Origin of the sequence: Nitrospira sp. (assembly GCA_024760545.1) — a bacterium.
GTDB lineage: Bacteria > Nitrospirota > Nitrospiria > Nitrospirales > Nitrospiraceae > Nitrospira_D.
Map to the genome: position 1 here is coordinate 944,755 of CP060501.1, position 20,246 is coordinate 965,000.

The window sequence follows — 20,246 nt, forward strand, 5'->3', positions numbered from 1 at the left end:
CGCCCGCAAGCAGCAAGCTTCACGGTTTCATTACATCGCTTGTTTTCCGGCTATTTGGATGTGAGCGAAGCCATATCGATCGAGAAGCGATACTTCACGTCGGACTTGAGCAGTCTGTCGTAGGCTTCGTTGACCTTCTGAATGGGGATGACTTCGACATCGGCGGTAATGTTGTGCGTCCCGCAGAAATCGAGCATCGCCTGGGTTTCGGCGATGCCGCCGATGGGAGAGCCGGAGAGACTGCGCCGGCCAAAAATCAGACTGAACGCCGGGACCGACAACGGTTTCTCGGGCGCACCGACGAGGGTGATGTTGCCGTCACGGCGGAGCAGTTCGATATAGGCAGTAATGTCGTGATCCGCAGAGACGGCGTCGAGGATAAAGTCGAAGCTGCCGACGTGCTTCTTCATCTCATCCGCGTGACGGGAGATGACGACTTCGTCGGCGCCGAGACGGAGCGCGTCTTCTATCTTATTCGGTGACGTGGTGAAGACCACCACGTGGGTTCCAAGCGCGCGGGCAAACTTCACGGCCATGTGGCCGAGGCCCCCGAGACCGACCACGCCGACCTTCTTCCCCCTGGTGACGCCCCAATGACGCATCGGAGAGTACGTCGTAATCCCCGCGCACAAGAGTGGTGCGGCGCCGGCGAGATCGAGATTGGCAGGAACACGCAAGACGAAGCGTTCGTCGACTACGATGCTCTCCGAGTACCCGCCATAGGTCACGCCGCCGAGGTGCCTGTCGGGGAAATTGTATGTCAGCGTCGCGTTCCCGCAGAACTGCTCGAGGCCGGCCTGGCATTCGGAACACGTTCTGTCGGAATCGACCATGCAGCCCACAGCGGCGAGGTCGCCGGGTTTGAATTTCGTGACCGCCGATCCGACGTTGGTCACACGTCCGACGATCTCATGGCCGGGGACACAGGGATAGACCGTGGGCATCACACCGCTCCACTCATTGCGAACCTGATGGAGATCCGAGTGACAGATGCCGCAAAAGAGAATGTCGAGTTGTACGTCGTATGGAATAGGCTCGCGCCTCGGAATCGTCGTGAGAGCAAGCGACGAGGTCGCGTTCGTCGCGGCGTATGCTTTCGCCGTAGACATAGAGGAGGCCAGTATGCGCCTCCACTTGCTTACCGGCAAGCTAGGGAGAACCCTTGTCCGGGGTGGACCAGTCTCGGAGGAAATCGATAACCTGTTTCGCGTTTCACGGGACTCGCCTGACGATCGAGGTGGTATCCACTTGAGCGCGATGCCCGATCGTCAATGAACGCGCATGCGAGAGCGTGTTCACCCACCCCGCGGCAACATCCACGAGCATTTCGGCGCGGTCTTCCATCGCAATCGCATCCGAAAATGCTCCCTGCGGAGGTTTCTTTCCTGCCAGACGGGACGTCATCTCCTTGACCATGGCTTCACGAATCCGAGCCGTCTCCTTGGGATCGGGCATTTGGCGCCAGGCGATGACGGCCTGCTCCGACTTGTGGTCATACGATTTCATGACGAACGTGGCCTGCGTCGGGAAAGCCTCGCCGCCGAGCGGATTCGGCAGAACATCCTTGTATCCCAAGGGTTCGTTCAGGGCATAGTGTCGCCCAAGAACCATGAAGTAGAGTTTGGCTTCGCGCGTGCACAGTCGTTCAACTTGGTCCTTCGTCGCCAGCATGGATGCTGATTGAGCACGCAACTTGGCGATGAGCGTCGGGTCCACCTTCCCCTTGGGCGTGTCGGTCGTCGCCGATAGGATGGTATCCATCGTTTTGAGCGCTGCGTCCTTGAGCTGTTTCCAGTTCCGCACCGCGATGATCGTGCCGTGCGGATCGATCTGGAGTACAATCTGATGCCCTTTCATGATATCAACCACTTGACGAAGGAACGACTCCTCGGCCGATACGTCCTTCTCGAACTTGGTCTCGCCCAGCGTCCACCCGACGAGGTACCCGTCGTCGGCTGCACTCAGCACCTCCAGTGTGAAGGGAGTGTACGTTTTCCCTGTAACCGTCGACTTGCCGTCAACCACCCTTTCGCGCACTCTGGTAATTTCGAGACTCAGCCGCTCTCCTTTTTTCCAATGAGGCACGACGTCGATGGACCGGTTGGGCACATCGGCAAAACCGAACAGTGGTCCACAGACGAACACCAGAATGATCGCACGCACAGCCGTCGAACTCATCCGCTCCCTACATGAAAAAGAGGATCATTCTACGTGTTCGCTTCACGTGCGTCCATGCCTCGCGACATGGATCAGAATCAGTAGGCCGTTGAGTGTGAGCTTATGTTGATACAGTTCGGCGTCGCATCCTGGTAGGATTGTGCCGCCTATGACCGCCACACCTGCCGCGACCGAACCCCCTCGAGGCGCGATCCTTTTCATCCTCATTACCGTTCTTCTCGACATGCTGTCGTTCGGGATCATCATTCCCGTATTACCGAAACTCGTCGAGGAGTTTGTGTCCGGCGACACGGCGAAGGCTGCGGCGATCTACGGCTTGATGGGCACGACCTGGGCGGTCATGCAGTTCGTCTGCTCCCCCATTCAGGGCGCGCTGTCCGACCGATTCGGCCGCAGACCTATCGTGTTGCTGTCGAATCTCGGACTGGGTCTCGACTACATTGTGATGGCGCTGGCGCCGAACGTCGCTTGGCTGTTCCTCGGTCGCACCATCTCCGGCATCGCGTCGTCCAGCTTCAGCACCGCCGGCGCCTACATCGCCGACGTCACACCGCCGGAACAACGGGCTGCGGCATACGGCAAGATCGGGATGGTCTTCGGTCTTGGATTTATCTTTGGCCCGGCGATCGGCGGATGGCTCGGCGCCATCGACCCGCGATGGCCGTTCTGGGGCGCAGGGGCCCTAAGTCTATTGAATGCGTGCTACGGATTTTTTGTGCTGCGTGAATCGTTGCCCCCGGCCAGACGGATGGCATTCAGCTGGCGGCGAGCGAATCCCGTCGGATCGCTTGTGCTCTTGCGATCACATCGTGAATTGTTCGGTCTCTCCACCGTCGCATTCCTTGGCTATCTTGCCCATGCGGTGCTGCCGAGTACGGCGGTTCTCTACTTGAGTTATCGGTATGGATGGGGGACCGGCATGGTAGGAATGGTGATGGCCGCCGTCGGGCTCGCGGCAATGATTGTGCAAGGCGGACTGGTCCGTCCGATCACGGCGCGCGTGGGTGAGCGAGCCACCTTGCTGATCGGCTCGCTCAGCGGCGCGCTTGGATTCTTCGTCTACGGATTCGCGCCGCGAGGCTGGATCTACTGTCTCGGCATTCCCTTCATGGCGTTCTGGGGGCTGGCGGGGCCGGCGACACAGGCGCTGATGTCTCGACGCGTCAGCGGGTCTGAACAGGGGCAACTACAAGGCGCCCTCGCAAGCATCAATGGCATGACCGGCCTGATCGGTCCAATGTTGTTCAGCCAAATCTTCGCCTACGCCATCAGTGCGGGTTCAATCTGGCATGCGCCGGGCGCGCCATTCCTCTTGGCTTCGTTCCTCATGGTCAGCGCATCGACGATTGCCTGGCACGTGACGAGACCCGGCCACGACCCTGCTGATCCATGCTAGTGCATACCTAGAGCGACCTTGTTCGTCTCGATCGAGCCCTCCAAACACTGTTCCAAACCATCAAGCATCCCATCCGCATTTTTTCGGGATGCATTACGATTCGATTTATGCCAAGTTTTATGGAGACGTAAGGAGAAGTCCGTTGGCATGTCGAGATAAAGGAGGATGACAATGGCAGCCTCAAACAATCCGATATTGGTAACCGGAGCGACGGGGCAACAAGGTGGAGCGGTTGCACGGGCGTTGATCGCAAAGGGGCAGAAGGTTCGAGTGATGACGCGGCATCCGGAAAAGGCGGCGGCTCTGGCAAAGGCCGGGGCCGAGATCGTGCAAGGCGATTTGACCAACCAGGCGGTTCTGCAGATGGCGTTGCGCGGCGTGAACGGCGTCTTTGCCATGTCCACCCCGTTCGAGGCGGGCATGGACGCGGAGGTGCGTCAGGGGATCATGCTGGCGGATGCCGCCAAGCAAGCCGGAATCACGCATTATGTGTATACGTCGGTCGGCAGCGCACATCGCCAGACCGGGATTCCGCACTTCGAGAGCAAATGGAAGGTGGAGCAGCATATCCAGAAGATCGGATTGCCGGCAACGATTCTGCGGCCGGTCTGGTTCATGGAGAACTTCACCACGTTTGCGAAACCGTCCGCAGATGGCGTTATCAGTGTGCCCATGAAACCGGCCAGGAAACTTGCGATGGTCGCGCTCAAGGACATCGGTGCTTTCAGCGCGGCGGCGTTTATGCGCCCGAAAGATTTCATCGGCCAGGCGATTGACCTGGCGGGTGATGAACTCACGATCCCCGAGGTTGCGGCTCTCTTGACGAAGGCCATGGGGAGACCGATCAGCTTTCAAGAATTTCCATTGGACCGAGCCGAGAGCGCACTCGGACATGACTTCGCCGTCATGTTCCGCTGGTTCAACAAAGTCGGCTACGCGATCAACATTCAGAAACTAAAGCAACAATACGGAATTCCTCTGACCACGTTTGCCGAGTGGGTCAAGACAATCGAGTGGGGAAAGGCGAGCTAGGCAGCTCCATGATTTCAAGTCACGCTCTTTGACAGTGCCTGTTGAAGAAGTTCATACTTTGAATTCTACACCCGCCTGCGACCACCTGAGGCGCGACTGCCTACTCCGTGAGAAAGGTGGTCGATTTAGGTATCTCTTGTCATGACACGACTTGGGAAACCTCCGACGCAATTGATTTCCATTGACGCAACAGGATCGATGAGGATCGGTCTACGCGGTACCACAACCCATAACCTTACTGCGGACGTGTGCTATGGCTACCGGATCCTCCTCCAGGGCCACACAAGCACGCAGCGAGTAAGTCTTCTAGAAAGGAGCGCACCATGACCCTTCAAACCATTGCCGGCCAGTTTGTGGAGATGTGCAACCAAGGCAAGAACTTCGACGTCATGCATACGATGTACGCTCCCGACATCGTGTCCGTCGAACCCAACGGCGAGGAAACCGCCGGCAAGGCACCGGTCATCCAGAAGTCCGAGCGCTTTCAGGCCCAAAATCCCATCAGCGGAGAAAAGGTCCGTGGTCCGTTCTTCAACGGTCCCAATCAGTTCGCGGTTCACTTCACCTTCGAAGTCACCCCCAAAGCCACCGGCCAGCGGATCACGGTGGAAGAGGTCGGTATCTACACGGTCAAGGACAACAAGATTACGCGCGAGCAGTTCTTCGCCGGAGGCGCGCGGTAACGACGCGTAGAATCGAAGCACCACACTGTTCTTCATATGATCGGGAACGAAGATCACATGATGAGGCTCTTCCCATGAAGGCGATACGGCTCCATCAACTTGGAGGCCCCGACTCGCTTCGCTATGACGATGCACCGAAACCGATTCCAAACGACAATCAGGTGCTCGTTCAGGTTCATGCCACAGCGATCACGCCCACGGAGTTCGCCTGGTATCCCACCTTTCATACTCTTGAAGGCGGAGAGAGACCCTTTCCAATTATCCTGGGTCACGAATTCTCGGGTGTTGTCGAAGCGGTCGGGCCGGAGTGCACGGGTGTTCGAGTTGGAGATCATATCTATGGCCTGAGCGATTGGTTCATAGACGGGGCGCAGGCGGAATATTGTGTGACCGTGCCTCCCCACATTGCTCCGAAGCCTGCCACACTTGAACATACTCAGGCCGCAGCGATCCCGATCTCAGTCCTGACCGCCTGGCAGGCCCTTATCGATCACGCCCATCTGTCGGCAGGACAACGGGTATTGATCCATGGTGCAGCCGGCGGTGTCGGCAGCTTTGCCGTGCAGGTAGCCCGGCATCAGAATGCACATGTGATCGCAACGGCCTCGGCGGCAAACACCGACTTTGTCAAGGCGCTCGGCGCCGATGAAGTCATAGAGTACCGGATCACACCGTTCGACACGGTTATCAGAGACGTCGATGTGGTACTTGATACGATCGGAGGAGACACGAGAGACCGTTCCTGGGGAGTGCTCAGAAAGGGTGGCCGGCTGGTGACCATTGCGGCCGATGCCGAAGGGGTGAAAGAACCGCGGGTGCGCGATGCCTTCTTTATCGTCGAACCAAACCGGAATCAGTTGATGAACATTTCGCATCTGATCGATACCGGTGTCCTCAGACCCGTCGCGGGTTCCATCTTCGCGATGGAGCATTTTCGCCAGGCTTACGAACAGAAACCTATGCGCGGGAAGAATGTTCTCCGTATCGCGCAGACGTGATACGTGGGGCAGGAAAGGAGCATGTGAATGATGACGATCACATTATGTATCCGCACTGTCACGAGACAGACACTGCAGTGGACGACACTGGCAGGAGCGATTCTGTTGCTGGGACAAACCGCTCTGGCAGAAGATGCCGTGTCGGTCCTGTTGAAGGAATGGTTGGCCGACCTGGCCGGTAAAGAAGGCACTGTCATCACCGTGGACTATGCACCGGGGGCCGCATCCGACCAGCACTTCCATCCTGGTTCGGTGTTCGCCTACGTTCTGGAGGGAGCCGTCGTCTCTCAATTAGGAGGCCAGGCGCCCGTGACTTATACAAAAGGTCAGAGCTGGTATGAGTCTCCCAAGATACCGCATGCCGTATCCAAGAATGCGAGCAAGACCGAACCGGCCAAGCTGCTGGTGTTTCTGCTGTCACAGGAGAACGAGCCGCTCGTCGTGCCGATGAAGTCACCCGGCAGCGGGAAGTGAATCAATCTGGAGTACTTGAAGCGCGTGCCTCATCGGGCCGTTGAACGGAGGATCTATGATGCAGTATGAAGACCGTTCCAATACAGCGGATCGGGCGGAGGGCGATGCCCCTTCAGCGGAGACTTTGCAATGGGATGATGTAGTCCGTCTGGCTCGTCACGGCAATCCTCGGCCACCACGCCGAGTAGAGAAGACGGATGCGCAGTGGCGTGCACTCCTTACCGATGACCAATTTCGTGTGACGCGCCTGAAGGGGACTGAGCGGGCGCACAGCTCGGATATGTGTCGGCTGTTCGAGCCGGGACAGTATCGATGTCTTTGCTGTGATACCGTGCTGTTCGATGCGACACGAAAGTATCAGAGCCACTCCGGTTGGCCCAGTTTCACCCAACCCATGGCGCCGGCCGTGATCGCCTATCATCAGGATGACAGCTATGACATGAACCGGATCGAGACAACGTGCAATGTGTGCGATGCTCATCTCGGCCATGTGTTTCCAGATGGACCTGAACCGAGCGGGTTACGGTTCTGCATCAACGCCGTCTCGTTGCGGAAGGCTGAGGGATAATCTTCCAAAAGAGACGAACGTCCGACGCAGAACTTGCGCACGACGAAAGGAGTATGTCCATGAGCCGAACTGAAACAGCAATATTGGCCGGCGGTTGTTTCTGGGGCATGCAGGATCTCATCCGCAAGCTCCCCGGTGTGCGGTCTACACGCGTCGGCTACAGCGGTGGCGACGTGCCGAATGCCACGTATCGCAACCATGGGACGCATGCGGAAGCCATCGAGGTCGTGTTCGACCCGGACACGCTGACGTTCCGTAGCTTACTGGAAACGTTTTTCCAAATTCACGACCCGACGACAGTCGATCGCCAGGGGAACGATCGAGGAACCTCATACCGTTCGGGGATCTACTATGCGTCGGAGGCTCAACGCATAGTGGCAGAAGAAACGATCGCCGATGTGAACGCGTCGGGGCTATGGCCCGGCAAAGTAGTCACGGAGGTCCGGCCGGCCGGTCCGTTCTGGCAGGCGGAACCGGAGCATCAGGATTATCTTGAACGATATCCACACGGATACACCTGTCACTATGTGAGACCCAACTGGAAGTTACCGCAGCGGGTCTGAGTTGTAAGGCTCGTGCTGCCTACACCTCGATGGTGGCTATTTTGAAATCTTATTATGGTGTCCATGAATGAGTCCCAGGGCAAAGTCGTACAGGTAGCGTTACCACTCTTCAGAGATAAGAAGGAGGTCGCTATGAGCGTTCGAGCTGTCGCGGGGAAATTTATGGAGTTGTGCAACCAGGGGAAGCACTTTGAGTTTATGCATACGATGTACGCGCCGGAGATGGTCTCAGTCGAAGGCGACGGCAAGGAAACGGTCGGCAAGCAGCCGGTCATCCGCAAGTCGGAGATTTTTCAGGGCAACAATGCCATCCATAGCCAGGATCTCCGCGGGCCGTTCTTTTGCGGCGACGCCGATGCGAGCTCAGGCCGTTTCGGCGTCTACATGTCGATCGACTTTTCCCCTAAGGCCGGCGGGAAGCGCGTCACGCACGAAGAAGTTGGGCTCTATACGGTCAAGAACGACACGGTCACGAGGGAAGAGTTCTTCTATAGCGGGCCGTTTCTCTAATCAGCGATGACCGCATAGAAGTACATGAGATGGAAACTCCCATTCTAGTAACCGGCGCGGCGGGCCGCGTCGGTGGGATAGGCCGCACGGTCACCGAACTGCTGCTCAAGCGAGGCCGAGCGGTGCGCGCGATGGTGCGGCATGAAGACCAGCGCGCGGAGGCATTGCGCGATATGGGTGCCCAGGTCGTGGTCGGCGACCTGCTCGACCTCGATTCGATGCATAGGGCGATTGTGGGCTGCGACACCATGTACTTCGGCATGTCGGTCTCGGACACCTACCTGACCGCGACGATCAACACGGCAGCCGTGGCGAAGCATCACGGCGTGAAAGCGTTCATCAACATGTCGCAGATGACGCTCGCGCAAATGAGCATCACCGAAACTACCCCAAGCCCGCAGCACAAATTGCACTGGCTCGCCGAACAGGCCTTGAACTGGTCAGGGCTGCCGGTCGTGCACGTGCGGCCGACCGTGCTGCTCGACGGCTTTTTCCTGATCTTCACCCCCGATTCGGTCAAGGAGTCGGATCAGATCAGGCTTCCGTTCGGCGAAGGCAAAACTTCTCCGGTCGCGGTAGAAGACGTTGCCCGTGTCATCGCCGCGTTGCTTGCCGATCCGAAGCCGCACATCGGAAAGACCTATCACCTGACCGGTCCGCAGTCCGAGAACATGCAGTTCTTTGCACAGGAGTATTCGAAGGCGCTCGGCCGAAAGATTACCTTTGCGGATATTCCGGTCGAGGCGTGGCAAGACGGGCTGCTCAAACGAGGTTTACCGGCTCACCTGGTACACCACCTCGCGACGATGGCCGATCTGCACCGCGCGGGGCATTACGACCGGATGTCGGACGACGTATTCACGTTGACGGGCGAGAGGCCATTGAGCGTGCAGGAGTTCATCGCAAAGCATGCGGCGAAGTTTACCCCCTCGGTACAAGGGATTGTCTGAGGGTTCCAGAGAAATGACTAAGAAAGGAGTACACCACATGCGTCATAGGATCGCGATCATCACCAGGTTTTCAGCCAGGGTCATGAAACGGAGCATCCTTGCTGCCGGGCTTGGCTTGTTCATCGTGTCCGGCGTGTCGGCACAAGATATCACGGTAACCGAGCAAACCTTCGGCTGCATCCTCGACTGGCCGAAGGTCAGAAACACATACTTTAAACACGACGATCCGAAGAAGTTGAAAGAGGCGATGCGGATCTTCCGCGACAGCGTGCCGGACAAGGAGTATCCCGTCGGTACTATCCTTCAGCTCATTCCGTTTGAGGCCATGGTGAAGCATCCGCGTGAGAAGTTTCCCACGACGAACGGCTGGGAGTTTTTCGATCTGGAGGTCTCCAAGGAAGGGACGAAGATCAAAGAGCGAGGAGACCAGGTCGTCAATCATTCCCAAGGCGTGACGTGTTTAAGTTGCCATCAACCGGCGGCGAAATTCGACTTCGTCTGTGAAAAGGGACACGGGTGTGCGCCTATCCCGTTCGATGACGAGAAGATCGCAGCGATTCAGAAGACGGACTCTCGCTGCACCAAAAAGTAGGGCGATGAGAACGAAGCATCTTAATACGACGGATCCTATCGTTGTAGACGAGGTGTCCACGAGCGGGGACGGCCCATCACGGCGTGACATCCTGGTTCAAGGCAGCAGGCTCGCGGCCGGCGTCGGAATTGCTGCCTTGCTGGGGAACATAGGACTTTCCCCGAGTAGATCGTATGGCATGTATCGACCGACGACGAGCCTGCTCGATTCTCTGACACCCGCGCGAACCGCCTTGCTGGTGATCGACATGCAGCGTGATTTTCTCCTGCCGGAAGGGTACGCGGCACAGGCGGGACTCGACATCGCGCCCCTGACCGCAACCATCCGTCCGATTGAAAAGCTGCTCGCGGTGGGACGGGCAGCCGGACTGCTGATCGTGCACACCCGCGAAGGCCATGTGCCTGACCTCTCCGACTGTCCCCCATATAAGCTGGAGCGCAGCCGAAGAGCCGGTGCGGAAATCGGCTCGAAGGGGCCGCTCGGACGCCTGCTGGTGCGTGGAGAGGTTGGGCACGATTTCGTCGAGAGCCTACGCCCAAAGGCTGGTGAGATCGTTATCGACAAGCCCGGTTATAGTGCGTTCTCCCACACCACGCTGCAACAGGCACTGACCAAGCGCAGTATTGAAACGCTTATCATCACAGGCGTCACCACGGAGGTGTGCGTCAGTTCGACACTGCGTTCAGCGGTCGACCTTGGTTACCGATGTATCACGGTGAGCGATGCCTGCGCTTCGGGCGATCCGACCCTGCACAAGGCCGCCTTGGCCATGATCGGTGTCGAGGGCGGCATCTTCGGCGAAGTCGTCACAACCGCTCAAGTTGTGGAACGATTCGCACAGTGAAATAGATTCTAGGCGAGGATACGACAGGGCAAAGGTTCCGCAGTTCCCTACAACATCGCGGCCACATCAGCGCCAATCGCTTCCGGTTTATCGCTTGGCGCATAGCGCTTGAGGACCGTGCCGTCGGAGCCGACGAGGAACTTGGTGAAGTTCCACTTGATCGCCTCGGTACCGAGAATCCCGGGCTTCTCAGATTTGAGATACTGGTAGAGCGGGTGCGCGTTCGCACCGTTCACGTCGATCTTTGTAAACATCGGAAAGGTGACACCGAAGTTCCTGGTGCAGAACTGCTCGATCTCTGCTTCCCCATTCGGTTCTTGCTGTCCGAACTGGTTGCAGGGGAACCCGAGCACCTCGAATCCGCGGTCTTTGAATTTGTCGTAGAGCGCTTGCAGTCCCTGATACTGCGGCGTAAATCCGCACTGACTCGCGACGTTCACAATGAGCAACGTCTTTCCGCGATAGGCATCCATCTTCTGCGCCTTGCCCTCGATGGTGACGAGGTCGATGTCATAAAAGCTCATAGCGTGCGTATCCATGGTGTGCTCCGGGTGTTGACGGTGCGTCCTCAGCGGACGTGCGAAGCGGCCTTGTCCAGGAGTGCCTTCGTCTGATCGATTGTCAGTGCTTTGGTGGGGCTCATGAACGTGAGCGTAAGCCCGTGACCCTTTGCTCCACCGGCACAGGCAGACATGAGCAGACCGTCTTTGGCTGATGCCGGTGGAGTATAGGTCGAGCACCAGGCTTGGGGAAAATCTTTAGCTGTCTCCTTGTAGCCGGCCTTTTTAAGGTTGTCGGTTCCCACATTGTTCTTGGTCATCTTGATCAACTGGGCAATCTCGTCATCGGTAAGGGGGCCGACAAGCCAACTCATGGAGACTTGCCCCATAGTGGAGACGCCCCACATGCAGCCGACCACTTTCACGACCTTGTTCTGGCCGGTTGGAATGTCATCAAAGTGCAACGGCTGCGACGCGGTCACTTTCCCACCGCTGACCCCCTCAATGTCATTCGAGGTCAACAGTGAGCAAGCCGATTTCTCTTCTGCAAAAACAGGTGATGCGAGCAACGAGACCAGAATCACGGCAAGGCTGAGCGGCAGCATCGGAACCTCCTCGGTTCGAACCGGACGACCGGCGGCTCTGCATCCGTCCGGCAGTATAGCAGCAGCCAAACATGATTTATACCGTCGACTCCGCGATGCAACCGCCTACTGCCGCCGCAACTTTCAGCCTACTCATGAGCCCCCTTTGGAACATTTAGGAAGCTCTGCCTTGTCGGTCCGTCTGCCGGTGATCTTAGTCTTGGATCTCCGCTTCGACCAGTTTCCCGAGCAGAATGAGCGATTCTTGCCAACCGAGATAGCAGGCCTCAGCCGGAATCACGTCGGGCACACCTTCCTGTACGATATGTACTTCCGTTCCACAAAACACTTTCTTTAGCGTGACGGTCACGCGAATTTCTCCCGGCAGGTTCGGGTCGTCGAAGTTCTCGGTGTAGCGAATCCGTTCATGCGGAACGAGTTCGAGGTACTGGCCGCCGAACGAGTGGCTCTTGCCTGTGGTGAAGTTGGTAAACGACATCTTGAACGTGCCGCCGACTTTGGCATCCATGTGATGGACCTTGCCGGTAAAACCGTTAGGCGGTAGCCATTTCGTCATGGCGTCCGCATCAAGGAACGCCCGGTAAATCCGTTCAGGTGTCGCACGAAACACACGATGGAGTCGAATGGTATTGGTTCCCACGGCTATTGTTCCTTTCTTATGGGTTGAGATTGATCCAGAGCGCTCCGCATGATAGCTCCTATACCTTGTAGTCGAACGGGCTTCGAGAAATCGACAGGCTTCATCGCCGCCTCTCCAATCAGCAGCCGAACTCACCATTCGCGCGTCCCCATCGAATGCACGGCAAACTCACTCTTGTTTCGGTCCACCAAAGAGGCCTAAGATTTGCGGCATCCAATAATCCACAGATGTCCATCCCACCAAGGAGGGCTACCATGCCGACCTACGTGAGTCTCGTGAAGTTCAGTCAGCAGGGGCTTCAAACCATGAAGGACCAGGGCGTCGAGCGCGCCGAGATGGTCAAGAGGAACGCCAAAACGTTCGGCGGCAAGCTGATCCAGGCGTATTATTGCCTTGGTGAATATGATGTCGTGGCGATCTGGGAATTTCCGGACAACAAGACAGCCATGAAAGCCGCAGTCATGAATGCCTCCATGGGACATATCCAGATTACGACGATGCCGGCTGTCAACAGGGACGAATGGAAAGCCCTTCTACAAGAAACGATGGGGAAGAAAAAATAGCTCGTGTGGACACGAGCATGATCCCAGTCCATCAACAACTCACCGGGGCAGGTTCATCCGGGTGATGAGCCTGCCCTGATCCACAGACATCGGTCACGGGAAAAGCAGAACGTCTTTCCACTCTCGCCAATCACCGGCTCAAGGCTTGGACCTCGGCTGTGGCTCGTAATCCGCTTTCCACTGCTCCATTCATGTAGCCTTGCCATCGCAAGCTGGTGTGTTCGCCGGCAAAAAGAATACGACCACAAGGACGGGCCAACCATGCGCGTAACGCGGGATCGAATCGCGGACTAAAGACCGCGTAGCCTCCCTGAACCCAAGGATCCTGTTCCCACGTGACGGAACGCATGGAGATCAGACTCTTTCTGGTGCTGCCGAGCCAGTCGAGCGCTCGAACCAGAGCCACCGTCCCGGCAGTCGATAAAATCTGACGGGTCGCTGCACTTGTCGTCCCTCCGGCCATCAGGCATAAGATCCCCGGCTTTCCCTTCTGTTGTTCGTTGGCATCCCAAACAGCGCCGATCGGCAGGTTCGTGCCATACGCCAACCGCCGATGCGGGTTGTTCCAGAATCGGCGATCAAACTGCAGCAGCGTTTTGGTAACCGGCCCGTAGGACAATTTCGAGACGGCAGCAGCCTGTTCACAAGGCAAGGCCGGTCGAATCTCGAGCATCCGCATTCTCGTGGCCGGTAGCGCGAGAATGAGATAATCGGCTCGAAGCCACGACTCATTATTTCCGGTACGAACACGGACACGAACGGTCGCCTTGGATTGGGAGACGGCACACACTTCATGCCGGAGCAGCACCTGGTCGTGGAGCATCGACGCCAGCGTCTTTGGCAACTGGTCATTTCCACCTGCGATCCGGTACATGCCGCCCTTCCCCGGACTGCCGGATGCCACTTGATCGACCAAACTGAGCAAGGACAGGTCGGCTGGATCGGCCAGGAAGAATCCTCGCAAGCCAACCAGCATGTGACACAACTCGCGCGGCAACGACGCCTCTTTCATCCAGTCCGCCACGGACATCGTGCCCAATGTCCTGGCAACCGCTCCATCCCATCGCTGCTCGCTCAACCGATAGGCATGGATCAGCGGCGCCAGATGGTGCCTCAATCGTTTCCAGATCCCTTCGCCGGAAAGAGGCGGCCGAACCTTGCCGCTGAAGGAGAGCGCGAAGGAAAATCCGGAACGTAAGACCGGAACCAGCTTCAACTTGACGCTGTGAACCAACCGACACATCTCTTCGTGTTCTTCGTCAATGAAATCGGCGCCCGCTTCGGCATGCTGTCGCCCAACGAACCCGTCCCTGATCGTCAACACCCTTCCGCCGACCCGATCCTGACCTTCCAGCACCGTGACGGCCGCGCCGTGTCTCTGCAACTCCACGGCAGCCGTCAAACCCGCCAGCCCGGCTCCAACCACGATGACGGACTTTCCTCGGAGAGATCGAGTCATGGGAGCAGCTTAGCAGGAGCAGAAAGACTCAAACTAGATGGGATGGAAAAATGATCTCCGTTTTTCTCCCCCACTGCTCCGCCGAGATGGGATAAGCTGGAGATATGCGGATTGCCACCTGGAATGTGAACTCGCTGAAAGCACGCCTCGACAAGGTCATGTGGTGGCTGGATCGGGCGAAGCCGGACGTGCTGCTGATGCAGGAAACGAAGCTGGCGGACGCGCACGCGCCTGTCGCACCATTCAAGCAGGCCGGATACGAACTCGTGCACCATGGTGAGGGTCGATGGAATGGGGTCGCGATCGCGAGCCGATGCGGCATTGGAGGCGTAATCACAAACTTTGGAGAGTCGTTACGGCCGGCACGAACAGCTGATACCGGCGATGATGAACCGTTGGCCGAGGCGCGCATGGTCAGCGCCGAATGCGGCCGCATACGCATCATCTCTGTGTATGCGCCGAACGGCCGACAGATCGATTCGCCGTTTTATGAAGCGAAGCTGGTATGGTTCGACAAGCTGGCTCGCTGGATCAATCAGGCCGTCACGCCGGATACACCGGCCGTCATTGGCGGTGACTTCAATGTGGCGCCCGAGGATATCGATGTGTGGGACATCCAGGCCTGTTTGGGCGGCACGCATGTGTCGGAACGCGAGCGGCAGGCATACGCGCGGCTGTCGACCGCTGGATTCGTCGATGCCTACCGATTACATCACCCGGAACCGGGGCGGTACACGTGGTGGGACTACCGAGCCGGGAGCTTCTATAAAAACGTCGGCATGCGCATCGATCACCTACTCGTAACCGCGCCACTAAAGGACCGCGTCATTTGGGCTGAGATCGATCGCGAAGCACGGAAAGGAAAACCAGTACCCTCGGATCACGCGCCGGTGATTATCGACATCGATAGCCCTGGCCATCCGTTCGACGCCGGCTGGACTTCGGCAGATTCGCGCATCGCTGAGCGTTCGCGGAAGCAGTGATGCGCTACGCCCATCCCCAGCCCGTTTAGTCCTTTCGAGCATTCTCCACGAGCGTGGCAATTTGCACGAACTCGACGGTGGGGCGTACTCCATAGAGACCCGTGACACGCTCCAGAAGGGCATCATTGAAAAACGCCTTGGCTGTATCCTCTGAGTCCCAGACGTAGAAATTCGTGGCCTCACGCTTGCCGGAATTGACCGTGAAGGCCTTGGAACGCAATCCGGGCATGCCCTCAAACTTGGCACGTACGGTCTCAGCGATTTTCCGCACAGCTTGCTCATTAAAATTGTCTGTGTAGCGAAACGTGACGAATACACCGATCATGTTGGACTCCCTTCGATGTAGATATCTATGTCACTCGGAAGGCCTGCGACGCCTGTTCTCAAGATTTTTCAACTAGATCAGCCACATATAATTTATAAGGCTGGTCCATCCATCGATCCTTCCATTATCTTAGATCCGGCGTGCGTCGTCGACAAATCTCAACCTGATCACGGGTACATCCATGACTGGATGGCCGTCTGATTCTCTATCCAGGGAAACCGGGTCCTAACTTAATACTGATCACGATCGCACCCATGACATCATTGACCTTGAAGTCTCGCTTGGGGCTGTCGGGATGGGCATTATGGCAGCCGACACAGGCCTGGGTGACGGCCAGATCAGGATACACTGCTTCGTAGTAAGCGGTGTCGCCTACCTTCGTGACTCCAGTGAAGGGACGGTTGGATTGAGTCCCGATTGTACCGAGCGCAGTCTTTTGGAGGGGAGTTGCGGCGACATTTCGCTTATTGATCGGCCACGAGCTGATCAGCCGGTACTGTATGCCTATGCCCTTCTTATCGAGATGCCGTCCGGATTCCATGAGAAATTGGGCCGGCAAGGGAAGAGTGTGCCTTTTTTCCCAGTTTTCCGAGGCGACGACGATTCCTTTCGTTTGCATACGTTCCACAACATGCCGGGTATATGTATCTCGGTCCGCCTCGATCACGGCATGGAGGTAGTTGGCGACCGTGTCCATCGACTGGCAGACCGATGAGACTCCAGGCAACGTACGAGCCGGGTACAGCACAATCGCACCTCCTATTGCACATCCCAATAGCGCAGCACCCCACAGCATTTTTGGGGAGAACGGCATGGATACCTCCCGGTTGTGCCCGCGAATGGATCGTCTGACCGGTCACATCTCGCGTGCAGGTGAATTGTGCTGGTGTTACAAAGAAGAAATCGTTGTGTCAGGGGATGGAACGATCCCGGTGTCGGATCAGTCCGAGAAATAACTTGAGCGGATCGGAAGCAGTCGTGGGAAGGCACCAAAGACATGGCCCCTTTCCCTTACTCTCATGATCTGACGAGCCCACACGGTCATGGGACGCTGAAGCATACGCTCCCCGTCTGCGCATTGTCCAATGCGATGGGAGTTCGAGGTAAGATCACAAACGTCACCCGGGGAACTGCCCTCCATGCAACATGGTTTAGGATGATCGCAGCATGCCTGCCGCCCTTACAAACCCTCCAATTCAAAATTGTGGATCCAACCAAAGCCGGATTGTCCCACCTAGATTTGCCATGCAGTCAGCTGCGATGAGAGTGGCGGCACTCCTGAAGGAGCGATTAGGATTTCTTTACGATAACATTACCTGGCAGAGGTCCAAACCGCACTTCGTGTGAGCCGCCGGCTAACCATCGTTTTATCGCACTTGATGCCGACGGATAAGACCCACTGGCTTTCTTTATCGAAAGTAGGTTTTGCTGCCGGGGGCCCAAAAGCAAGAAAGCCTGCTGGCTTTCACCAGCAGGCTTTCTATTTGTAACCCGGCAGAGGTCCACACCAAGCTTGCTCGTACCGCCGCGTTCGATCAAATCGCGGCGGATAGGTACTTTGCCTTCAGTAGGCTTAGGAAAGTGGGTTTTGCTGCCGGGGGACAAAAGAGAAGAGCCCGACGACCTTTCGGTCATCGGGCTCTTTTTGTAACCCGGCAGAGGTCCACACCACACTTCGTGTGAACCGCCGGCTAACTATCGTTTTATCGCAATTAATGCCGGCGGATAAAACCCACCGCCTTCTTCTGGGACGCTGCACCGGGCCAAAAAGTAAGAAAGCCTGCTGGCTTTCACCAGCAGGCTTTCTGTTTGTAACCCGGCAGCGTCCTACTTTCCCACTGCCTCGCGGCAGCAGTAGCATCGGCCTTGGAGGGCTTAACTTCCGTGTTCGGTATGGGAACGGGTGGGGCCCCTCCGGTATGGCCACCGGGAACACTCACACTGAATAAATCTTGTATGCGTCAGAACTTTTCTTCCGCACTCCGAAACGCGTTCTGCGCATTTCGGTGAGACCATGTCTATCAGGAGCAAAGGATGTTAAACCGCACGACCGATTAGTACTGGTTAGCTACAGCTCTTACGAGCCTTCCACACCCAGCCTATCAAACTCGTAGTCTACAAGTGGTCTTTAGGGGGCATACGCCCCGGGAGAGCTTATCTTGAGGCACGCTTCTCGCTTAGATGCTTTCAGCGATTATCGCCACCGGACATAGCTACCCGGCGCTGCCGCTGGCGCGACAACCGGCACACTAGAGGTCCGTCCTTCACAGTCCTCTCGTACTAGTGAAAGCCCCTCTCAACTCTCCTCCGCCCACAACAGATAGGGACCGAACTGTCTCACGACGTTCTGAACCCAACTCTCGTACCGCTTTAATAGGCGAACAGCCTAACCCTTGGGACCAGCTTCAGCCCCAGGATGCGATGAGTCGACATCGAGGTGCCAAACCTCCCCGTCGATGTGAACTCTTGGGGGAGATCAGCCTGTTATCCCCGGCGTACCTTTTATCCGTTGAGCGATGGCCCTTCCACACAGAACCACCGGATCACTAAGTCCGACTTTCGTCTCTGCTCGAGCTGTCGCTCTCGCAGTCAAGCTCCCTTATGCCTTTGCACTCGACGGCTGATTACCGACCAGCCTGAGGGAACCTTTGAACGCCTCCGTTACCTTTTGGGAGGCGACCGCCCCAGTCAAACTACCCACCAGACACTGTCTTCGTCCTGGATGACAGGACCGAGTTAGAATATCAGAACGTTCAGGGTGGTATTTCAAGGACGCCTCCACACGACCTAGCGGCCATGCTTCACAGGCTCCCACCTATCCTACACAGCGCCTTCCAACATCCAATGTCAAGTTGTAGTAAAGGTGCACAGGGTCTTTCCGTCTAGTTGCGGGCACCCGGCTTCTTCACCGGAACAACAAATTCGCTGAGTCACTCCCTGAGACAGCGCTCCAGTCGTTACGCCATTCATGCAGGTCGGAACTTACCCGACAAGGAATTTCGCTACCTTAGGACCGTTATAGTTACGGCCGCCGTTTACTGGGGCTTCCCTTCAAAGCGTCGCCTTGCGGCTAACTCCTCCGGTTAACCTTCCAGCACCGGGCAGGCGTCAGACCCTATACGTCCACTTGCGTGTTCGCAGAGTCCTGTGTTTTTGGTAAACAGTCGCTAGAGCCACTTTATTGCAACCACGTTCGGCTCGCCTTGTACAGACTCACCTACGCGTGGCACCCCTTCTCCCGAAGTTACGGGGCTAAATTGCAAAGTTCCTTAGGAAGTGTTCTCTCACGCCCCTTGGTGTATTCCACCCACCTACCTGTGTCGGTTTGCGGTACGGACACAATGATGACTCGCTACGAGGCTTTTCTCGGCAGCATGGGATCAGCCCGTTTATGGCCTTGCGGCCTCCCCATCACGTCTCGGCGTTAACGGTCTTGCGGATTTGCCATCAAGACCCGCCTACTCGCTTAGACCGGGTATTCCAGGGACCCGGCGGTGCCTACCCTTCTGCACCCCCCCTTCGCTGATAACGCCATCATTGTGGTACAGGAATATTGACCTGTTTTCCATCGCCTACGCCTCTCGGCCTCGGCTTAGGACCCGACTCACCCTGACCTGACGAACATAGGCCAGGAAACCTTAGGTTTACGGGGTTGATGATTCTCACATCAATTATCGCTACTTATGCCTGCATAATCTCTTCTCTGCGCTCCAGCTGTCCTTGTCGGTCAACCTTCACTGCACAGAGAATGCTCCCCTACCACTCACCTCTTGCGAGGAAAGTCCGTAGCTTCGGTGGCAAACTTGAGCCCCGATAAATTTTCGGCGCACCATCGCTCGACCAGTGAGCTATTACGCACTCTTTAAAGGATGGCTGCTTCTAAGCCAACCTCCTGGCTGTCTGAGCGACGTTACAACCTTTCCCACTTAGCTTGCGCTTAGGGACCTTAGCTGACGGTCTGGGCTATTTCCCTTTCGACCACGGATCTTAGCACTCGTAGTCTCACTCCCGTGCGTCCAGTAACGGCATTCGGAGTTTGATTGGGTTCAGTAGCGTTGGAACGCCCCTAGCCCATTCAGTGCTCTACCTCCGTTACGGCTGACACGAGGCTGTCCCTCTAGACATTTCGGGGAGAACCAGCAATCACGAAGTTTGTTTAGCCTTTCACCCCTACCCACAGCTCATCCGAGCTTTTTGCAACAAACATCAGTTCAGGCCTCCTCCGCCTGTTACGGCGGATTCGCCTTGGCCATGGGTAGATCACTTCGCTTCGGGTCTATCCTACGCAACTAGATGCCCAATTCGGACTCGCTTTCGCTACGGCTCCGGCTTTCCGCCTTAACCTTGCTACGCAGGATAACTCGCAGGCTCATTAAGCAAAAG

General features: G+C 56.9%; 22 protein-coding genes and 2 rRNA genes (1 of these 24 running past the window's edge). 14 read left to right on the forward strand and 10 right to left on the reverse strand.

Annotation, left to right across the window (positions count from 1 at the left end; translation table 11 throughout):
- Positions 1–50 precede the first annotated feature (50 nt).
- Together H8K03_04535 and H8K03_04540 are read right to left on the reverse strand one after the other, a co-directional pair.
- Positions 51–1,109 (reverse strand): NAD(P)-dependent alcohol dehydrogenase, encoded by a 1,059-nt coding sequence (locus H8K03_04535; GenBank protein ID UVT21193.1) that lies wholly within the window; start codon positions 1,107–1,109, stop codon positions 51–53.
- Between the two features lie 103 nt (positions 1,110–1,212).
- Positions 1,213–2,178, reverse strand: a complete 966-nt coding sequence (locus H8K03_04540; GenBank protein UVT21194.1) for a hypothetical protein — start codon at positions 2,176–2,178, stop codon at positions 1,213–1,215.
- 148 nt (positions 2,179–2,326) lie between these two features.
- Between H8K03_04540 and H8K03_04545 the strand changes: the two genes are divergently transcribed.
- From H8K03_04545 to H8K03_04595, 11 genes are all read left to right on the forward strand, one after another.
- Positions 2,327–3,574, forward strand: a complete 1,248-nt coding sequence (locus H8K03_04545) for a TCR/Tet family MFS transporter (GenBank protein UVT21195.1) — start codon at positions 2,327–2,329, stop codon at positions 3,572–3,574.
- A 171-nt stretch (positions 3,575–3,745) separates the two neighbouring features.
- Complete coding sequence (locus H8K03_04550; protein ID UVT21196.1) at positions 3,746–4,606, forward strand: NmrA family NAD(P)-binding protein; 861 nt, start codon at positions 3,746–3,748, stop codon at positions 4,604–4,606.
- A gap of 323 nt (positions 4,607–4,929) precedes the next feature.
- Positions 4,930–5,289: a nuclear transport factor 2 family protein gene (locus tag H8K03_04555; GenBank protein UVT21197.1), complete on the forward strand. Its 360-nt coding sequence runs from the start codon at positions 4,930–4,932 to the stop codon at positions 5,287–5,289.
- A 74-nt stretch (positions 5,290–5,363) separates the two neighbouring features.
- On the forward strand, positions 5,364–6,287 hold the full coding sequence (locus H8K03_04560; GenBank protein UVT21198.1) for an NADP-dependent oxidoreductase: 924 nt from the start codon (positions 5,364–5,366) through the stop codon (positions 6,285–6,287).
- Between the two features lie 30 nt (positions 6,288–6,317).
- Entirely contained in the window at positions 6,318–6,761 is a 444-nt protein-coding gene (locus H8K03_04565; protein ID UVT22370.1) for a cupin domain-containing protein, read from the forward strand.
- A gap of 58 nt (positions 6,762–6,819) precedes the next feature.
- On the forward strand, positions 6,820–7,329 hold the full coding sequence (msrB, locus tag H8K03_04570) for a peptide-methionine (R)-S-oxide reductase MsrB (GenBank protein ID UVT22371.1): 510 nt from the start codon (positions 6,820–6,822) through the stop codon (positions 7,327–7,329).
- Positions 7,330–7,388: 59 nt separating this feature from the next.
- Positions 7,389–7,892 (forward strand): peptide-methionine (S)-S-oxide reductase MsrA, encoded by a 504-nt coding sequence (gene msrA, locus H8K03_04575; protein UVT21199.1) that lies wholly within the window; start codon positions 7,389–7,391, stop codon positions 7,890–7,892.
- A 132-nt stretch (positions 7,893–8,024) separates the two neighbouring features.
- The gene (locus tag H8K03_04580) at positions 8,025–8,402 is read left to right on the forward strand and encodes a hypothetical protein (protein ID UVT21200.1); all 378 of its coding nucleotides are present in this window, start codon (positions 8,025–8,027) and stop codon (positions 8,400–8,402) included.
- A gap of 29 nt (positions 8,403–8,431) precedes the next feature.
- The gene (locus tag H8K03_04585; GenBank protein ID UVT21201.1) at positions 8,432–9,352 is read left to right on the forward strand and encodes an NAD(P)H-binding protein; all 921 of its coding nucleotides are present in this window, start codon (positions 8,432–8,434) and stop codon (positions 9,350–9,352) included.
- A gap of 37 nt (positions 9,353–9,389) precedes the next feature.
- The gene (locus H8K03_04590) at positions 9,390–9,944 is read left to right on the forward strand and encodes a hypothetical protein (GenBank protein UVT21202.1); all 555 of its coding nucleotides are present in this window, start codon (positions 9,390–9,392) and stop codon (positions 9,942–9,944) included.
- Positions 9,945–10,122: 178 nt separating this feature from the next.
- On the forward strand, positions 10,123–10,788 hold the full coding sequence (locus tag H8K03_04595; protein UVT22372.1) for a cysteine hydrolase: 666 nt from the start codon (positions 10,123–10,125) through the stop codon (positions 10,786–10,788).
- A 47-nt stretch (positions 10,789–10,835) separates the two neighbouring features.
- Here H8K03_04595 and H8K03_04600 read toward each other — a convergent pair whose 3' ends face one another.
- From H8K03_04600 to H8K03_04610, 3 genes are all read right to left on the reverse strand, one after another.
- Positions 10,836–11,312: a glutathione peroxidase gene (locus tag H8K03_04600; protein ID UVT22373.1), complete on the reverse strand. Its 477-nt coding sequence runs from the start codon at positions 11,310–11,312 to the stop codon at positions 10,836–10,838.
- 44 nt (positions 11,313–11,356) lie between these two features.
- Positions 11,357–11,893 carry a hypothetical protein gene (locus H8K03_04605; GenBank protein ID UVT21203.1) on the reverse strand — a complete coding sequence of 179 codons (537 nt, stop codon included), beginning with the start codon at positions 11,891–11,893 and terminating at the stop codon, positions 11,357–11,359.
- 193 nt (positions 11,894–12,086) lie between these two features.
- Positions 12,087–12,533: an SRPBCC family protein gene (locus H8K03_04610; protein UVT21204.1), complete on the reverse strand. Its 447-nt coding sequence runs from the start codon at positions 12,531–12,533 to the stop codon at positions 12,087–12,089.
- Positions 12,534–12,787: 254 nt separating this feature from the next.
- Between H8K03_04610 and H8K03_04615 the strand changes: the two genes are divergently transcribed.
- Positions 12,788–13,096: a GYD domain-containing protein gene (locus H8K03_04615; GenBank protein ID UVT21205.1), complete on the forward strand. Its 309-nt coding sequence runs from the start codon at positions 12,788–12,790 to the stop codon at positions 13,094–13,096.
- A 130-nt stretch (positions 13,097–13,226) separates the two neighbouring features.
- Here the strand turns inward: H8K03_04615 and H8K03_04620 are convergent, their stop codons facing one another.
- On the reverse strand, positions 13,227–14,555 hold the full coding sequence (locus H8K03_04620) for an FAD-dependent oxidoreductase (protein UVT21206.1): 1,329 nt from the start codon (positions 14,553–14,555) through the stop codon (positions 13,227–13,229).
- Between the two features lie 104 nt (positions 14,556–14,659).
- Here H8K03_04620 and xth point away from each other — a divergent pair, with 104 nt between their 5' ends.
- Positions 14,660–15,538, forward strand: coding sequence for an exodeoxyribonuclease III (gene xth, locus H8K03_04625; GenBank protein UVT21207.1), 879 nt, complete (start codon positions 14,660–14,662; stop codon positions 15,536–15,538).
- A 25-nt stretch (positions 15,539–15,563) separates the two neighbouring features.
- On the opposite strand, the gene H8K03_04630 is transcribed toward xth, so the two are convergent.
- On the reverse strand, positions 15,564–15,863 hold the full coding sequence (locus tag H8K03_04630; GenBank protein UVT21208.1) for a YdhR family protein: 300 nt from the start codon (positions 15,861–15,863) through the stop codon (positions 15,564–15,566).
- 205 nt (positions 15,864–16,068) lie between these two features.
- The gene (locus H8K03_04635; GenBank protein ID UVT21209.1) at positions 16,069–16,677 is read right to left on the reverse strand and encodes a DUF3365 domain-containing protein; all 609 of its coding nucleotides are present in this window, start codon (positions 16,675–16,677) and stop codon (positions 16,069–16,071) included.
- On the opposite strand from H8K03_04635, the gene H8K03_04640 reads away from it, so the two are divergent.
- Positions 16,676–16,819 (forward strand): hypothetical protein, encoded by a 144-nt coding sequence (locus tag H8K03_04640; GenBank protein UVT21210.1) that lies wholly within the window; start codon positions 16,676–16,678, stop codon positions 16,817–16,819. The genes H8K03_04635 and H8K03_04640 overlap by 2 nt on opposite strands.
- Before the next feature lie 858 nt (positions 16,820–17,677).
- Here H8K03_04640 and rrf read toward each other — a convergent pair.
- Positions 17,678–17,794 (reverse strand): 5S ribosomal RNA (gene rrf, locus H8K03_04645).
- A 102-nt stretch (positions 17,795–17,896) separates the two neighbouring features.
- Positions 17,897–20,246: ribosomal RNA gene (locus H8K03_04650) — 23S ribosomal RNA — on the reverse strand; it runs 659 nt beyond the window's last position.

What these genes read in the sequence shown, in the direction of transcription:
- H8K03_04535 (UVT21193.1), bottom strand. Translation starts at nt 1,109, where the DNA reads ATGTCTACGGCGAAAGCATACGCCGCGACGAACGCGACCTCGTCGCTT.
- H8K03_04540 (UVT21194.1), bottom strand. Translation starts at nt 2,178, where the DNA reads ATGAGTTCGACGGCTGTGCGTGCGATCATTCTGGTGTTCGTCTGTGGA.
- H8K03_04545 (UVT21195.1), top strand. Translation starts at nt 2,327, where the DNA reads ATGACCGCCACACCTGCCGCGACCGAACCCCCTCGAGGCGCGATCCTT.
- H8K03_04550 (UVT21196.1), top strand. Translation starts at nt 3,746, where the DNA reads ATGGCAGCCTCAAACAATCCGATATTGGTAACCGGAGCGACGGGGCAA.
- H8K03_04555 (UVT21197.1), top strand. Translation starts at nt 4,930, where the DNA reads ATGACCCTTCAAACCATTGCCGGCCAGTTTGTGGAGATGTGCAACCAA.
- H8K03_04560 (UVT21198.1), top strand. Translation starts at nt 5,364, where the DNA reads ATGAAGGCGATACGGCTCCATCAACTTGGAGGCCCCGACTCGCTTCGC.
- H8K03_04565 (UVT22370.1), top strand. Translation starts at nt 6,318, where the DNA reads ATGACGATCACATTATGTATCCGCACTGTCACGAGACAGACACTGCAG.
- msrB (UVT22371.1), top strand. Translation starts at nt 6,820, where the DNA reads ATGCAGTATGAAGACCGTTCCAATACAGCGGATCGGGCGGAGGGCGAT.
- msrA (UVT21199.1), top strand. Translation starts at nt 7,389, where the DNA reads ATGAGCCGAACTGAAACAGCAATATTGGCCGGCGGTTGTTTCTGGGGC.
- H8K03_04580 (UVT21200.1), top strand. Translation starts at nt 8,025, where the DNA reads ATGAGCGTTCGAGCTGTCGCGGGGAAATTTATGGAGTTGTGCAACCAG.
- H8K03_04585 (UVT21201.1), top strand. Translation starts at nt 8,432, where the DNA reads ATGGAAACTCCCATTCTAGTAACCGGCGCGGCGGGCCGCGTCGGTGGG.
- H8K03_04590 (UVT21202.1), top strand. Translation starts at nt 9,390, where the DNA reads ATGCGTCATAGGATCGCGATCATCACCAGGTTTTCAGCCAGGGTCATG.
- H8K03_04595 (UVT22372.1), top strand. Translation starts at nt 10,123, where the DNA reads ATGTATCGACCGACGACGAGCCTGCTCGATTCTCTGACACCCGCGCGA.
- H8K03_04600 (UVT22373.1), bottom strand. Translation starts at nt 11,312, where the DNA reads ATGAGCTTTTATGACATCGACCTCGTCACCATCGAGGGCAAGGCGCAG.
- H8K03_04605 (UVT21203.1), bottom strand. Translation starts at nt 11,893, where the DNA reads ATGCTGCCGCTCAGCCTTGCCGTGATTCTGGTCTCGTTGCTCGCATCA.
- H8K03_04615 (UVT21205.1), top strand. Translation starts at nt 12,788, where the DNA reads ATGCCGACCTACGTGAGTCTCGTGAAGTTCAGTCAGCAGGGGCTTCAA.
- H8K03_04620 (UVT21206.1), bottom strand. Translation starts at nt 14,555, where the DNA reads ATGACTCGATCTCTCCGAGGAAAGTCCGTCATCGTGGTTGGAGCCGGG.
- xth (UVT21207.1), top strand. Translation starts at nt 14,660, where the DNA reads ATGCGGATTGCCACCTGGAATGTGAACTCGCTGAAAGCACGCCTCGAC.
- H8K03_04630 (UVT21208.1), bottom strand. Translation starts at nt 15,863, where the DNA reads ATGATCGGTGTATTCGTCACGTTTCGCTACACAGACAATTTTAATGAG.
- H8K03_04640 (UVT21210.1), top strand. Translation starts at nt 16,676, where the DNA reads ATGGATACCTCCCGGTTGTGCCCGCGAATGGATCGTCTGACCGGTCAC.
- H8K03_04635 (UVT21209.1), bottom strand. Translation starts at nt 16,677, where the DNA reads ATGCCGTTCTCCCCAAAAATGCTGTGGGGTGCTGCGCTATTGGGATGT.